The sequence below is a fragment of the Streptomyces sp. NPDC101151 genome, from assembly GCF_044768335.1.
In the GTDB taxonomy this organism is placed as follows: Bacteria; Actinomycetota; Actinomycetes; order Streptomycetales; family Streptomycetaceae; genus Streptomyces.
The window spans coordinates 187,044-200,709 of the sequence record NZ_JBIWPP010000018.1 but is presented as its reverse complement, the minus strand read 5'-3'; the positions used below and the strand labels follow the sequence as shown (position 1 = coordinate 200,709).

The 13,666-nt window shown below is 71.0% G+C and carries 13 protein-coding genes and 1 pseudogene; 9 read left to right on the top strand and 5 right to left on the bottom strand.

Annotation, left to right across the window (positions count from 1 at the left end):
• Together ACIRU3_RS29310 and ACIRU3_RS29305 are read right to left on the bottom strand one after the other, a co-directional pair.
• Positions 1-66 (bottom strand): annotated as a pseudogene (locus ACIRU3_RS29310) (superoxide dismutase); the annotation flags it as partial.
• A 109-nt stretch (positions 67-175) separates the two neighbouring features.
• The gene (locus tag ACIRU3_RS29305) at positions 176-1,144 is read right to left on the bottom strand and encodes a helix-turn-helix transcriptional regulator (protein ID WP_404062246.1); all 969 of its coding nucleotides are present in this window, start codon (positions 1,142-1,144) and stop codon (positions 176-178) included.
• Positions 1,145-1,184: 40 nt separating this feature from the next.
• Between ACIRU3_RS29305 and ACIRU3_RS29300 the strand changes: the two genes are divergently transcribed.
• Both ACIRU3_RS29300 and ACIRU3_RS29295 read left to right on the top strand, forming a co-directional pair.
• Entirely contained in the window at positions 1,185-1,664 is a 480-nt protein-coding gene (locus tag ACIRU3_RS29300) for a hypothetical protein (RefSeq protein WP_404062243.1), read from the top strand.
• Complete coding sequence (locus ACIRU3_RS29295; protein WP_404062240.1) at positions 1,661-2,164, top strand: hypothetical protein; 504 nt, start codon at positions 1,661-1,663, stop codon at positions 2,162-2,164. The genes ACIRU3_RS29300 and ACIRU3_RS29295 overlap by 4 nt, the downstream gene beginning before the upstream one ends.
• On the opposite strand, the gene ACIRU3_RS29290 is transcribed toward ACIRU3_RS29295, so the two are convergent.
• The 3 genes from ACIRU3_RS29290 to ACIRU3_RS29280 are packed head-to-tail and all read right to left on the bottom strand — an operon-like array spanning position 2,142 to position 4,338.
• Entirely contained in the window at positions 2,142-2,891 is a 750-nt protein-coding gene (locus ACIRU3_RS29290; protein ID WP_404062237.1) for a class I SAM-dependent methyltransferase, read from the bottom strand. The genes ACIRU3_RS29295 and ACIRU3_RS29290 overlap by 23 nt on opposite strands.
• 5 nt (positions 2,892-2,896) lie before the next feature.
• Positions 2,897-3,202 (bottom strand): 4a-hydroxytetrahydrobiopterin dehydratase, encoded by a 306-nt coding sequence (locus tag ACIRU3_RS29285; protein WP_404062235.1) that lies wholly within the window; start codon positions 3,200-3,202, stop codon positions 2,897-2,899.
• Between the two features lie 47 nt (positions 3,203-3,249).
• A complete protein-coding gene (locus tag ACIRU3_RS29280; protein WP_404062233.1) occupies positions 3,250-4,338 on the bottom strand; it encodes an ADP-ribosylglycohydrolase family protein in 1,089 nt (362 codons plus the stop codon).
• A 70-nt stretch (positions 4,339-4,408) separates the two neighbouring features.
• On the opposite strand from ACIRU3_RS29280, the gene ACIRU3_RS29275 reads away from it, so the two are divergent.
• The 7 genes from ACIRU3_RS29275 (at position 4,409) to narI (ending at position 13,655) form a co-directional block, all read left to right on the top strand.
• Entirely contained in the window at positions 4,409-5,257 is an 849-nt protein-coding gene (locus ACIRU3_RS29275; protein ID WP_404062230.1) for a helix-turn-helix domain-containing protein, read from the top strand.
• 96 nt (positions 5,258-5,353) lie between these two features.
• Positions 5,354-6,217, top strand: coding sequence for a helix-turn-helix domain-containing protein (locus ACIRU3_RS29270; protein ID WP_404062227.1), 864 nt, complete (start codon positions 5,354-5,356; stop codon positions 6,215-6,217).
• 34 nt (positions 6,218-6,251) lie between these two features.
• Positions 6,252-7,064 (top strand): SAM-dependent methyltransferase, encoded by an 813-nt coding sequence (locus ACIRU3_RS29265; RefSeq protein WP_404062225.1) that lies wholly within the window; start codon positions 6,252-6,254, stop codon positions 7,062-7,064.
• 78 nt (positions 7,065-7,142) lie between these two features.
• Positions 7,143-10,838 carry a nitrate reductase subunit alpha gene (locus ACIRU3_RS29260; protein WP_404062222.1) on the top strand — a complete coding sequence of 1,232 codons (3,696 nt, stop codon included), beginning with the start codon at positions 7,143-7,145 and terminating at the stop codon, positions 10,836-10,838.
• Positions 10,838-12,442: a nitrate reductase subunit beta gene (gene narH / locus ACIRU3_RS29255; protein WP_404062220.1), complete on the top strand. Its 1,605-nt coding sequence runs from the start codon at positions 10,838-10,840 to the stop codon at positions 12,440-12,442. Before ACIRU3_RS29260 ends, narH begins: the two co-directional genes overlap by 1 nt.
• Positions 12,442-12,936, top strand: a complete 495-nt coding sequence (narJ, locus tag ACIRU3_RS29250; RefSeq protein WP_404062217.1) for a nitrate reductase molybdenum cofactor assembly chaperone — start codon at positions 12,442-12,444, stop codon at positions 12,934-12,936. The genes narH and narJ overlap by 1 nt, the downstream gene beginning before the upstream one ends.
• Positions 12,933-13,655 (top strand): respiratory nitrate reductase subunit gamma, encoded by a 723-nt coding sequence (gene narI, locus ACIRU3_RS29245; protein ID WP_404062215.1) that lies wholly within the window; start codon positions 12,933-12,935, stop codon positions 13,653-13,655. Before narJ ends, narI begins: the two co-directional genes overlap by 4 nt.
• Positions 13,656-13,666: the final 11 nt, after the last annotated feature.

Sequence of the window (13,666 nt, the reverse complement as noted above, 5' to 3'; positions counted from 1 at the left end):
GGGGCTGATCACGGGGGCGAGCGCCGAGTAGTCGTACGGAAGTTCCGGGAGCGTGTAAAGCGCCATGTCCAACGTCCTCCGACGTTATTGCCAATAATATGCAGCTGCACGCTAACAGCAGGAACGGTACCTTGCGATCAGGCGTTGGACCTAGGACCCGTCTCGGGACCGGGCGTCAGCCACCGCCGAGCGCACGGGAGTCGCCATATCTGTCGGCCAGCTCGGTCGCGGTGCGGGCGATCCGTTCGCGCAGCTCGGCCGGTGCCAGAACCTCGATGTCCGTGCCGAGGCGCAGGAACTCGGCGTGCGCGTGATCTACGGACTCGACGGGGACGGTGGCCCGGATCCAACCGTCCGCTTCCGGACGCCCGTTGGCGCGTACGGCCTCGCCCGCCGGGCCGGGGAGACGGGCGCCGGGGGCCAGCCGTACGACAGCCTCGTCCCGGTGCAGACGGTCGTGGAAGTCGCGTTGGTACGCCGCCCAGTACGCGGCCAGATCGAAGGTGTCCGGCGGGATGAACTCCCTGTCCGTCACCGTCAGTTCGAGTATCTGGTCCACGCGGAAGGTGCGCGGTCCGGGGCCTGCGACCACGTACCAGCGGCCCGCCTTGAGGACCAGGCCGTACGGCTCAAGGCTGCGCCGGACATCGGTGGGCTCGCGCCAGCGGCGGTAGCGGATGTCTAGGACGCGACTGTTCCAGACGGCGTCGGCGACGGCCGGCAGATGAGGGGTGTCGTCCGGGCCGGCGTACCAGCCGGGAGCGTCGAGGTGGAAGCGGCCGCTGATCCGGTCGGCGTGGCCGCGCAGTTCGGCCGGCAGGGCGGCGCGCACCTTGAGCTGGGCGGCGGCGAGGAACGGGCCGAGTCCGAGGTCGGCGGCGGGGCCGGGGACGCCGGCCAGGAACAGGGCCTCGGCCTCGCCTGCGGTGAGACCCGTCAGACGGGTGCGGTAGCCGTCCAGGAGGCGGTAGCCGCCCGCGTGGCCCGCGTCGCCGTACAGCGGGACGCCTGCCGCGCCCAGCGCCTCGATGTCGCGGTAGACGGTGCGCACGGAGACCTCCAGCTCCCCGGCGAGCTGGGCGGCGGTCATCCGGCCCCGGGTCTGGAGCAGCAGCAGGATCGAGACGAGACGGCTGGACTTCACTGACACAGGATGTCAGTGAAGCGGACCTAGCGTCGCGCTCATGGTCTTCAGGGAGAAACTGCTCACGGTGCCGCCGCCGATCGAGGTGGCCGGGCGGCACGTCAAGCGCTACCACGTCACCGCCGACCCGGCGGGCATCGCGCCCGAGGTCGAGCGGGCGGCCTACGCGATCCTGCCCGAGCTGCTGCCGGAGCCGGACGGTACGCCGCCCGCGACGTTCGTGGTGCTGCACCGCGGCGACGACGACGGCGCCTATCTCAACGCGTACAGCTGGGTGTGGGACAACGTGCTGCACTTCCGGGGCGCCGCGGCGGGCCAGCCGGTGCTCGGCTGCCCGGACCGCGACCCCACCCGCTTCGTCCGGCCGGAGAGGCCGTGGATCGGCTGTGTCTGGGAGCTGCCGCCGATCCTGCACGAACGGGACGCCTGGGTGCGGCATCTGCTGGCCCGCGAAGTCCCCGACCTGGACGCCTACTTGACCGACAGTCTGCCCGAGGGAACGACAGGAGACCGCCCATGAGCAGCCCGCACGACTTCGACTTCTTCCACGGCACGTGGCAGGTCCTCAACCGTCGCCGTACCGACTTCCTCGACCCCGGCAGCGACTGGGAGGAGTTCCCGGCCACGAGCCACTGCCGGCCGCTGTTCGACGGCGCCGCGAACATCGACGAGATCGACATGCCCCGCCTCGGCTCCAAGGGACTCACGCTGCGGCTGTTCGACCGCGAGACCGAACAATGGTCCCTGAACTGGTCCGCCAGCGGCAGCGGCAAGCTCTTCCCGCCCGTCACCGGCCGCTTCGAGAGCGGCCGCGGCGAGTTCTACGGCGAAGACACCATCCCCCGGTCTCGGCCTCGGTCGAGCGGGGGGACCCCCACCGGCACGGACGTGCGGGTGCGGTTCGTCTGGTCGGGTGTCTCCCCGACCGGTGCCCGCTGGGAGCAGGCGTTCTCGGTGGACGGCGGGGAGACCTGGGTGACCAACTGGACGATGGACTTCAGCCGGCCGCCGGCTTCCTGAAGGCGCGCACGCTGAAGACGGGGTCCGGGCGGGGGCGGTCCTGGTCCGGCAGGCCGGCCAGGTGTGCGGCGAACTCCTCGGTGCGCGGATCACCGGGCGGCAGCACGGTGAACCAGCCGCGCCGCAGGTCCGCGACGGTGGAGCGGGGGCTGCGGCCCTGGCCGAGGCCGGGGAAGGAGGCCCGTCCGGCGGGCAGCAGCCCGTGCTCGGCCGTGTGTGCCGCGACGGCGTCGGCGGCGTCCCGGGCGGGCCTGCGCGGGCGCGGGGCGAGGACGGTGTCGATGTCGCTGCCGACGTCGTGCGCGGCGGCCTTGTCGACGGTGGTGACGTAGACCCCGCCGGGCCGCAGCACGCGGGCGCACTCGGTGACGACGGCGCGGACGTCGGCGGGGCCGGACAGCAGGTGCAGCAGCCAGACGCTGGTGACCGCGTCGAAGGTGGCGTCCGCGAACGGCAGGCGGCGACTGTCGGCCAGCAGGACCGCGCCGGGCAGCCGGGCCGCGGCCATGCGGGTCATGCCGGGGGCGAGGTCCGTGCCGGTCACCCGCAGCGCGGGGCGGGCCGCGGCGAGCCGCCGGGTCACGATGCCGGTGCCGCAGGCGAGGTCGAGGAGGCGGCCCGGCCGGTCGGGGATCAGGCCGAGGACGGCCTGTGCGGCCGCTTCGGCGCGCGGCTCGCCGCCGCGCGACGCGTCGTAGGCGTCGGCTTCCTTGTCGTAGTCGAGCACGCCCCTCAGTGTGGTCCGTGACCTGGAGCGATGTCCTCCACCCTACGGGCGAGCGCGAAGTCCTTCTCGGTGACGACTCCGCCCGCGCTGTGCGTGTTCACGCTGAGGGAGACGGTGTTGTAGCCGAGGGTGAGGTCGGAGTGGTGGTCCAGCTCGTCCTGGATCCGTGCGACGTGGACGACCAGGGCCGTCGCGGCGAAGTGCGAGCCGAGCCGGTAGGTGCGGGTGAGGCGGTCCCCGTCCAGCGACCAGCCGGGCAGTTCGGCCAGCCGGTCCTCGATCTCCTTCGGCGACAGCGGTTCGACGGCCATGGCCGGTCTCCCTTCGGGGCGGGCGGGTATGCGTTCAGCCTGCCACGTCAGCCCCGCTCGCACTCCGCCGCGAGGTCGTCCGCCAGTGCGGCGATCCGGGCGCGGCCCTCCACCCGCTCGACCCAGTCGTGGGGCAGGCCGACGTCGCCGTGCCGGGCGCCCAGCAGGTTGCCGCAGATCGAACCGGTGGAGTCGCTGTCACCCGAGTGGTTGACGGAGAGCAGCAGGGCGTCCCTGACGTGGGGTTCGGCCAGCGCGCAGTAGACGCCGATGGCGAGGGCCTCCTCGGCGACCCAGCCCGCGCCCAGGGACTCGACCTTCCGGGCGGTCGGTGATCCCCCGGCGGCCAGGTCGAGGGCCTCGCGCAGGGCGGCCGAGGTCTCGTCGTGCCCGGGGTGGCGCTCCAGCAGGCGCAGGGTGCGCAGCACGGCACCCTCCAGGGAGTCCCCGGAGACGAGGTGCGCCACGACGGCGGCCAGGGCGCCCGCCGCGTAGTAGCCGGTGGGGTGGCCATGGGTGATCTGGGCGCCGCGGGCGGCCATCGCGAAGGCCCCGTCGGCGGAGTTGACGAGACCGAAGGGTGCGGAACGCATCACCGTGCCGCAGCCCTTGGAGTCCGGGTTGACCGGCCCGGGACTGCCGTCGAGCGGGAGCTGGGGGTCGGGGGTGTACATCTGGGCGACCCCGGACAGGCAGGCGTTGCCGGGGGCGCGGCGGGCATAGAGCCAGGCCTCGGTGACCAGGCCGCCCTCGGGAGCGCCGGACTGGGGCGGTGCGGCCTCCTCGGGACCGGACTTCGTCTGGGTCCGCAGCCACCGCTCGTAGGCCCGGCGCAGCAGCAGCGCCCAGCCGCCGCCGATCCCCTTCTCCCGCTCCCGGGCATGGGCCTGGCTCAGAGCCTCGGCGGTGAACAGGGTCATCTGCGTGTCGTCACTGATGAGGCCGACCGCGCCGTGCGCGCCGGGCACGAGGCCGGTCACCCCGCGCTTGCCGTGCAGGGCGCGGATGCGGTCGAGGGAGGCGAACTCGACGGGGTAGCCGAGGGCGTCGCCGACGGCTCCGCCGAGCAGGCAGCCGCGGACCCTGGACCGGTACACGGCCGTGGCCTCCCAGGACGGCTTCCACGGCTGGTTCATGTGTGCGTGCTCCTCGAACGGGGTCGCCGGTTGCGGTGGTCGGGCGGACTCCTCGACTACGGTCGTCCGTATGACCATTGTCGCGACCGGCCTCCACGCATCCGCCGCCACCCCCGCCGACAGGACCGACAAGGCCGACAAGGGCATCGGCCCGCTGCTGCGCGCCTGGCGGGAGCGGCGCAGGGTCTCGCAGCTGGAGCTGGCGCTGCGCGCCGACTCCTCGGCCCGGCACATCAGTTTCATCGAGACCGGCCGGTCCCGGCCCAGCGAGGAGATGGTGCTGCGGCTGGCCGAGCACCTGGACGTGCCGGTGCGTGAGCGCAACGCCCTGCTGCTGGCCGCCGGTTACGCCCCGCACTACCCGGAGACCCCGCTGGACGATCCGGCGCTGGACGCCCTGCGGGACGGCATGGAGCACCTCATCCAGGGTTATGAGCCGTATCCGGCGCTGGTGGTCGACGCCGGATACACCGTCGTCGCCGCCAACCGGGGCATCGCCATGCTGCTGGAGGGTGTCCCCGAGAAGCTGATGACGCCGGCGCCGAACGCGATGCGGCTGACCCTGCATCCGGAGGGGCTGGCGCCGCGCATCCGCAATCTGCGCGAGTGGCGCGGGCATCTGCTGGCGCAGATGGAACGGGAGATCGCCCTGCACCGTTCGGACCAGCTGCGCGCCCTGTACGAGGAGGTGTCCGCGTATCCGGTGCCCGAGGACGCGCCCGGTGAGGAACCGTCCGAACCGGTGCCGTACTTCGCGCTGCCGCTGCGGATCGAGCACGACGGCCGGATCCTGTCCTTCGTGTCGTCGATCTCCACGTTCAACACGCCGATGGACGTCACGGTGGCAGAGCTCGCCATCGAGACGTTCCTGCCCGCGGACCCGGCGACCACCAAGTACCTGCACACACTGGCCGGTTGACGAGCCCTCCGAAGGCGAGTCCGCTCGACCGCGTGTGCGAGACGGCGTCACATGACAGACTGCCCGCGTACTTCGGCGCGTAGGGGAGGGCGTGGCGTGAGTGAGCGGCGGGCTGCGCCCACCGTGGGCCAGGTGGTGCTCGGAAAGCGGCTGCAGGAGCTGCGGGAGGCGGCAGGGCTCAGCCGTGAGGAGGCCGCCCGGGTGCTCCGCGTGGCGTCGGCCACCGTGCGGCGGATGGAGATGGCCGAGGTCTCGCTGAAGATCCCCTACGTGCAGGTGCTGTTGTCCACCTACGGGGTGTCGGACGAGGAGGCGGCCGCTTTCGTGCGGCTGGCCGAGGAGGCGAACCAGCCGGGCTGGTGGCAGCGGTTCCACGACGTGCTGCCGGACTGGTTCAGCCTGTATGTGAGCCTGGAGGGGGCCGCCCGGATCATCCGCTCCTACGAGCCGCACTTCGTACCGGGTCTGCTGCAGACGGAGGCGTACGCGCGCGAGGTGATGGAGGCCGGGACCATAGGGCAGACCGGCGCGGAGACCGTCGATCGGCATGTGTCGCTGCGCATGGAGCGGCAGCGGCTGCTGGAGCGGGACGACCCGCCCCACCTGTGGGTGATCATGGACGAGACGGTGCTGAGGCGTCCGGTGAGCGGCCGGCCCGAGGTGATGCGCGACCAGGTGGACCGGCTGCTGGAGTACGGCGAGCGGGACCGGGTCACGCTGCAGCTCGCCGAGTTCGCGGCCGGCCCGCACCCGGGGACGTACGCGCCCTTCACGCTGTTCCGGTTCGCCGAGCCGGAGCTGCCGGACATGGTGTTCACCGAGTACCTGACCGGCGCCCTGTACCTGGACTCCCGCCCGGAGGTCGCCGCGCATCTGGAGGTGCTGGACCACATGACGGCCCGGGCCGCCTCCGCGCAGCGCACGCTCAAGCTCCTGCGGGACTTCCGCGAGAACCTCTGACCACTCTTGTGACCAGCCAAGGAGCACACACCGCATGACCGGACCGGACGCCGCGCCACCCACCGTGATCGACACCAGCAGGCCGCACCCGGCACGGGTGTACGACTGGTGGCTGGGCGGCAAGGACAACTACCCGGTGGACGAGGAGCTGGCCCGCAGGATCCTGGCCGCGGACGGCACGGCGGTGCGCGGGGCGCGTGCCAACCGCCGGTTCATGCACCGCGCGGTGCGTGCGGCGGCCGAGGCGGGGATACGCCAGTTCCTGGACATCGGCACCGGCATCCCGACCGAGCCCAATCTGCACCAGGTGGCGCAGGGTGCGGCTGCGGAGTCCCGGGTGGTGTACGCGGACAACGACCCGATCGTGCTGCGGCACGCCGAGGCGCTGCTGCACGGCTCCGTGGAGGGCAGCACGCAGTACATCCACGCCGATGTGCGTGACCCCGACACCATCCTGCGGCGGGCCGGGGAGAGCCTCGACCTCGGCCGGCCGGTCGCGCTGTCCCTGGTCGCGCTGACCCACTACCTGGACGACGCGGCCGACGACGTGTACGGCCTGGTCGAGCGCTATGTGGCGCGGCTCGCCCCGGGCAGCTTCCTGATCCTGTCCCAGGTCACGCACGACCTCAGCCCCGAGGGGGTGGCGCGGGCCGCCGAGCTGTTCCGCCGCAGCGGTACGCCGTTCCACCCGCGGACGCTGCCCGAGTTCCGCCGGTTCTTCGACGGCCTCGAACTGCTCGGACCGGGGGTGATCCCCGTGCACGGGTGGCGTCCGGAGCCCGAGGACGTGGCGGCGCAGGCGGAGGGTGTCGTACCCGTGTACGCGGGGGTGGCGCGCAAGCTCTGACCCGTACGGGTGGCCTGAACAGGTGCGTCGCCGTGCCCGCCCCTAGGTTCGAATCACGGGGTGAGCAAGGGAGCGCTCGTGACGGACACACCGACACCACCGAGGGAGCCCGGCGCGGCGCTGCTGAACGCCGGGCGGTTCTTCCGTCCGGGCACCCCCGCACCCGACCTGCACAGCGTGACGCGGACCGGTGGCCGGGAGGGGGACGCGTTCTACCGGGACCGCTGGAGTCACGACAAGGTGGTGCACTCCACCCACGGGGTGAACTGCACCGGATCCTGCCGGTGGAAGGTGTACGTCAAGGACGGGATCATCACCTGGGAGACCCAGGAGACGGACTATCCGTCCGTGGGCCCGGACCGGCCCGAGTACGAGCCGCGCGGCTGCCCGCGCGGCGCCGCGTTCTCCTGGTACACCTACTCCCCCACGCGCGTGCGCTACCCGTATGTCCGGGGCGTGCTGCTGGAGATGTACCGGGAGGCGAAGCAGCGGCTCGGTGATCCGGTACTGGCCTGGGCCGACCTGCAGAACGACCCGGAGCGGCGGCGCCGCTACCAGCAGGCGCGCGGCAAGGGCGGTCTGGTGCGGGCGAGTTGGGACGAGGCGGTGGAACTGGTCGCCGCCGCCCAGGTGCACACCATCAAGACGTACGGCCCCGACCGCATAGCCGGCTTCTCGCCGATCCCGGCGATGTCGATGGTGTCGCACGCGGCCGGCGCCCGGTACCACTCCCTGATCGGCGCGCCGATGCTGTCGTTCTACGACTGGTACGCCGACCTCCCGGTGGCCTCCCCGCAGGTCTTCGGCGACCAGACGGACGTGCCGGAGTCGGGCGACTGGTGGGATGCCGCCTATCTGATGATGTGGGGCTCGAACGTGCCGGTGACGCGCACCCCGGACGCGCACTGGATGGCAGAGGCCCGCTACCGCGGTCAGAAGGTCGTGGTGGTGGCACCGGACTACGCCGACAACGCCAAGTTCGCCGACGAGTGGCTGCACCCGCACCCCGGCACCGACGGCGCGCTGGCGCTCGCCATGGGGCATGTGATCCTCAAGGAGTTCTTCGTCGACCGGGAGACACCGTTCTTCGGGGAGTACGTACGGAAGTTCACCGACCTGCCGTTCCTGGTGACGCTGGGCGAGCGGGACGGGGCGTATGTGCCGGACAAGTTTCTGCGCGCCACCGAGGTCGGGCAGGACGGCGAGGGCGCGGAGTGGAAGACGGTCGTCCTGGACCACGTCACGGGCCGCGCGGTCGTCCCGAACGGCTCCCTCGGCTTCCGCTGGACCGAGTCCGGCCAGGGCAGCTGGAACCTGGAGCTCGGTGAGGTGAAGCCGGAGCTGAGTCTGTACGGCAAGGACGTCGCGACCAATGTGGAGGTGTTGCTGCCGCGGTTCGACACCGAGGGCGGTGAGCACGGACAGGGGCGCGGGGAGATACTCCGGCGCAGTGTGCCGGCGACGCGGCTGGGCGGGGCGGACGGCCCACTGGTGACGACCGTCTTCGATCTGCTGCTGGCGCAGTACGGTGTGTGGCGGCCCGGTATGCCGGGCAAGTGGCCCGCCTCCTACGCCGACGCGCGCTCGCCGGCGACGCCCGCCTGGCAGGAGGAGCACACCTCGGTCCCGGCCGCCAAGTGTGTGAAGATCGCCCGCGAGTTCGCGCGGACCGCCGAGCGCTCCCGGGGCCGCTGCATGATCCTGATGGGCGCCGGCACCAACCACTGGTTCCACTCCGAGACGATCTACCGGGCCTTCCTCGCCGTGCTGCAGCTCACCGGCTGCCAGGGCCGCAACGGCGGCGGCTGGGCACACTACGTCGGCCAGGAGAAATGCCGTCCGGTGACGGGCTGGGCGACGCTGGCCGCCGCCTCCGACTGGGCGCGTCCGCCGCGCCAGATGATCGGCACCGCGTACTGGTTCCTCAACACCGACCAATGGCGCTACGACCGCTTCGGCGCCGATGTGCTGGCCTCGCCGCTCGGTGCGGGCAGGTTCGCTGGGATGACGGGGGCCGACTGTCTCGCCCTGTCGGCCCGCTCGGGCTGGATGCCGTCGTATCCGACCTTCGACCGCAACCCCCTTGAGCTGGGCGAGGCGTTCGGCGATCCGGTGGCGAAGGCGGTGGCCGGACTGAGGACGGGCACCCTGAGGTTCGCGTGCGAGGACCCGGACGCGCCGGAGAACTGGCCGCGCGTGCTGACGCTGTGGCGGGCCAACCTGCTGGGCTCGTCGGCGAAGGGCGCCGAGTACTTCACCCGGCACCTGCTGGGCACCCAGTCCTCCCTGCGTGCCGAGGAGGCCGCGCCCGGCGAACGGCCCCGGGACATCGCCTGGCGGGAGCGCGCACCGGAGGGCAAGCTCGATCTGCTGCTGTCGCTCGACTTCCGGCAGACCTCCTCCACGCTGCTGTCGGACGTCGTGCTGCCCGCGGCCACCTGGTACGAGAAGCACGACCTGTCCTCCACCGACATGCACCCCTATGTGCACTCCTTCACGCCGGCCGTGGACCCGCCCTGGCAGGCCCGCACCGACTTCGAGGCCTTCAAGGTGCTCGCCGAGAAGCTGAGCGAGCTGGCCGTGGACCATCTGGGCGTCCGCAGAGACCTGGTGGCGACCCCGCTCCAGCACGACACCCCGGGCGAGACCGCCCAGCCGGGCGGGGTGGTCCTGGACTGGAAGCGCGGCGAGTGCGACCCCGTGCCCGGGAAGACGCTGCCCCACCTGACCGTGGTGGAACGCGACTACACGGCGATCGGCGCCAAATTCGCCGCGCTCGGCCCGCTGGTGGAGGAACTCGGGCTGCCCGCCAAGGGGATAGCCCTGAGGCCGGACGAAGAGGTCGTACGCCTGCGGGAGTTGAACGGTCCGGTGCGTGGCGGGCCCGCCGACGGGCGTCCGTCCCTGGATACGGCGGTGAAGGCGGCCAACACCGTCCTGGCCCTGTCCGCAACCACCAACGGGCGCCTCGCCACCCAGGGTTTCCGCACCCTGGAGCGGCGCACCGGGCAGAAGATGGCGCATCTGGCCGCCGAGCACGAGGGCAGGCGGATCACGTACGCCGACACTCAGGCGGCGCCGGTGCCGGTGATCACGTCTCCGGAGTGGTCGGGCAGCGAGTCGGGCGGCCGGCGTTACACCGCGTTCACGCTGAACACCGAGCACGCCAAGCCGTGGCACACCCTCACCGGCCGCCAGCACTTCTTCCTCGACCACGACTGGATACACGAACTCGGCGAGGCCCTTCCGGTGTACCGGCCGCCGCTGGACATGCACCGGCTGTTCGGAGAGCCGCGGCTCGGGCCCGACGGACAGCAGGAGGTGACGGTCCGGTATCTCACTCCGCACAACAAGTGGTCGATCCACTCCGAGTACCAGGACAACCTGTTCATGCTGGCCCTGTCCCGTGGCGGTCAGAGCATCTGGATGTCCCCGCAGGACGCGGACGCCATCGGGGTGAAGGACAACGACTGGATCGAGGCGGTCAACCGCAACGGTGTGGTCGTCGCCCGCGCGATCGTCTCGCACCGCATGCCGGCCGGCACCGTCTACATGCACCATGCGCAGGAGCGCACGGTGAACGTCCCGACGACGGAGACGACCGGGATGCGCGGCGGCATCCACAATTCGCTGACCCGGCTGATCCTCAAGCCCTCCCACCTGATCGGCGGCTACGCCCAGCTGTCCTGGGCCTTCAACTACCTGGGCCCGACGGGCAACCAGCGCGACGAGGTGACGGTGATCCGCCGCCGCAGCCAGGAGGTCGAGTACTGATGCGCCCGATGGCCCAGATCGCGATGGTCATGAACCTCGACAAGTGCATCGGCTGTCACACCTGTTCGGTCACCTGCAAGCAGGCGTGGACCAACCGGCGCGGCATGGAGTACGTCTGGTTCAACAACGTCGAGACCCGGCCCGGGCAGGGCTATCCGCGCCGCTACGAGGACCAGGAGAAGTGGCGCGGCGGCTGGGAGCTGAATCGTCGCGGTGCCCTGAGACTGAAGGCGGGCGGCCGGCTGCACAAACTCGCCGGGATCTTCTCCAACCCCAGGCTGCCGGAGATCAAGGACTACTACGAGCCCTGGACGTACGACTACAAGAACCTCACCGACGCCCCCCTCGGCGACGACTATCCGGTCGCGCGGCCGGTGTCGTCCCTCGACGGCAAGCCGATGAAGATCGAGTGGTCCTCGAACTGGGACGACGATCTAGGCGGGGCACCGGCGTACGGCGACCTCGACCCGATGGTCGAACGCACCCGTCAACAGGCCTCGGAGAAGGTGAAGTTCGCGTTCGAGCAGACTTTCATGTTCTATCTGCCGCGCATCTGCGAGCACTGTCTGAACCCCTCGTGCGTGGCCTCCTGTCCGTCGGGGGCGATGTACAAGCGGGCCGAGGACGGCATCGTGCTGGTGGACCAGGACCAGTGCCGGGGCTGGCGGATGTGCGTGACCGGATGCCCGTACAAGAAGGTGTACTTCAACCACGCCACCGGCAAGGCCGAGAAATGCACCCTGTGCTATCCGCGCATCGAGGTCGGTCTGCCGACGGTCTGCTCGGAGACATGCGTGGGCCGGCTGCGCTATCTGGGAGTGATCCTCTACGACGCCGACCGGGTGACCGCTGCCGCGTCCGTGCGGAAGGAAAAGGACCTGTACGAGGCCCAGTTGGGCGTGTTCCTCGACCCGGAGGATCCCGCGGTGCGGCGAGCCTGTCACGGGGCGGGCATTCCGCACGACTGGATCGAGGCCGCCCGCCGTTCCCCCGTGCACGCGCTGATCAGCAGGTACCGGGTGGCGCTGCCGCTGCATCCCGAGTACCGGACGATGCCGATGGTCTGGTACATCCCGCCGCTGTCGCCGGTGGTGGACGCGCTGACCGGGACCGGGCACGACGGGGAGGACGCGCGGAACCTGTTCGGTGCGATCGACACACTGCGGATCCCGCTGGAGTACCTGGCGGAGATGTTCACCGCGGGCGACACCGGGCCGGTGCGGGCCTCGCTGGAGAAGCTCGCCGCGATGCGCTCCCACATGCGGGCGATCAACCTCGGCGAGGACCCCGACGCGGCGACCTCCGCCGCGGTCGGCATGGAGCCGCACGAGATCGAGGAGATGTACCGGCTGCTGGCGATCGCCAAGTACGAGGACCGGTACGTCATCCCGACCGCCGCCGTCGGCGACGCTCGCAGGCTGGAGGAGTCGGCCCTGCCCGACGGATGCAGCCTCGACTACGACGGCGGGCCCGGCATGGGCGGCGACGGCCCGTTCGGGCAGGACTCCGGCCGCAGACTGCTGCCGCTGGTGTCCGTGCAGAACTTCCATCTGCTGCGCAAGCGGCAGACCTCTGACGACGCGGACGAAGCCAAGGAGACCTGATGCCCTCGGACACGGTGCTCTACCAGGCGGCGGCGCTCTGCCTGACCTACCCGGACGACGATTTCTTCGCCCGGCTGCCACTGCTGCGCGAAGCCGCCCCGCAGCTGCGGACGTTCACCGACCACGCGTCCGTCACCGGGCCGCAGGAGCTGGCCGCGCACTATGTGCGGGTCTTCGACTTCAAGAACCGGCACAGCCTCTATCTGAGCTGGTGGCAGGACGGGGACACCCGGCGGCGGGGCATGTCCCTGGTCCGCTTCAAGGACGTCTACCGGCAGCACGGACTGCAGTTCAGCGGCGAGGAGCTGCCCGACTTCCTGCCGGCGGTACTGGAGTTCACCGCCCGCACCGGCAACACCGAACTGCTGACCGAGTACCGCGAGGGCCTGGAGCAGCTGCGTTCCCGGCTGGCCGACCACGGCACACCGTATGCCGTCGTCCTGGAAGCGGTGTGCGCCACACTGCCGGCCGTGAGCATGGGAGTGCGCTCATGAGCACACTCCTGTGGGGCGCCCTGCCCTACGTCGTCTTCGCCCTGCTGGTCGCCGGCCTCGTCTGGCGCTACCGCTACGACAAGTACGGCTGGACCACGCGCTCGTCGCAGGTGTACGAGTCGAAGCTGCTGAACATCGCCTCGCCCGTCTTCCACTACGGCATCCTGTTCGTTCTGGCCGGGCATCTGATCGGGCTGTTCGTGCCCGAGTCCTGGACACACGCGATCGGCGTCGACGAGCACACGTACCACCTGTTCTCGCTGTACGGCGGTACGTTCGCCGGTGCCCTCACGCTCGGCGGTCTTGGCCTTCTCGTCTACCGGCGGCGGACGCGGGCACCGGTGCTCCGGGCCACGACGGTGAACGACAAGGTGATGTACCTCTTCCTGGTCGCCGCCATCGTGCTGGGCATGGTCGCCAAGCTGGCGCACGCGTCGGGCAACGGCTACGACTACCGGCAGACGATCGCTCCCTGGGCCCGCAGTCTGTTCATTCTCCGGCCGAGGACCGGCCTGATGGCGCAGGCACCTGTGCTGTTCCAGGTGCACGCGGTGATCGGCATGGTCCTGATCGCGCTGGTGCCGTACACCCGGCTGGTGCACATGTTCAGCGCACCGGTGCAGTACCTGTTCCGGCCGTATGTCGTCTACCGGACACGGGATCCGAAACAGCTCGGGCCACGCCCGGAGAGACGGGGCTGGGAGCGGACGGGCAGCTAGGGGTGTCGTTC

Bases quoted from the DNA above. Each gene is read 5' to 3' on its own strand.
- ACIRU3_RS29295 (WP_404062240.1), top strand. From the start codon at position 1,661: ATGAGCAGCCCGCACGACTTCGACTTCTTCCACGGCACGTGGCAGGTC.
- ACIRU3_RS29280 (WP_404062233.1), bottom strand. From the start codon at position 4,338: ATGAACCAGCCGTGGAAGCCGTCCTGGGAGGCCACGGCCGTGTACCGG.
- narJ (WP_404062217.1), top strand. From the start codon at position 12,442: ATGCCCTCGGACACGGTGCTCTACCAGGCGGCGGCGCTCTGCCTGACC.
- narI (WP_404062215.1), top strand. From the start codon at position 12,933: ATGAGCACACTCCTGTGGGGCGCCCTGCCCTACGTCGTCTTCGCCCTG.
- ACIRU3_RS29285 (WP_404062235.1), bottom strand. From the start codon at position 3,202: ATGGCCGTCGAACCGCTGTCGCCGAAGGAGATCGAGGACCGGCTGGCC.
- ACIRU3_RS29300 (WP_404062243.1), top strand. From the start codon at position 1,185: ATGGTCTTCAGGGAGAAACTGCTCACGGTGCCGCCGCCGATCGAGGTG.
- ACIRU3_RS29275 (WP_404062230.1), top strand. From the start codon at position 4,409: ATGACCATTGTCGCGACCGGCCTCCACGCATCCGCCGCCACCCCCGCC.
- ACIRU3_RS29265 (WP_404062225.1), top strand. From the start codon at position 6,252: ATGACCGGACCGGACGCCGCGCCACCCACCGTGATCGACACCAGCAGG.
- narH (WP_404062220.1), top strand. From the start codon at position 10,838: ATGCGCCCGATGGCCCAGATCGCGATGGTCATGAACCTCGACAAGTGC.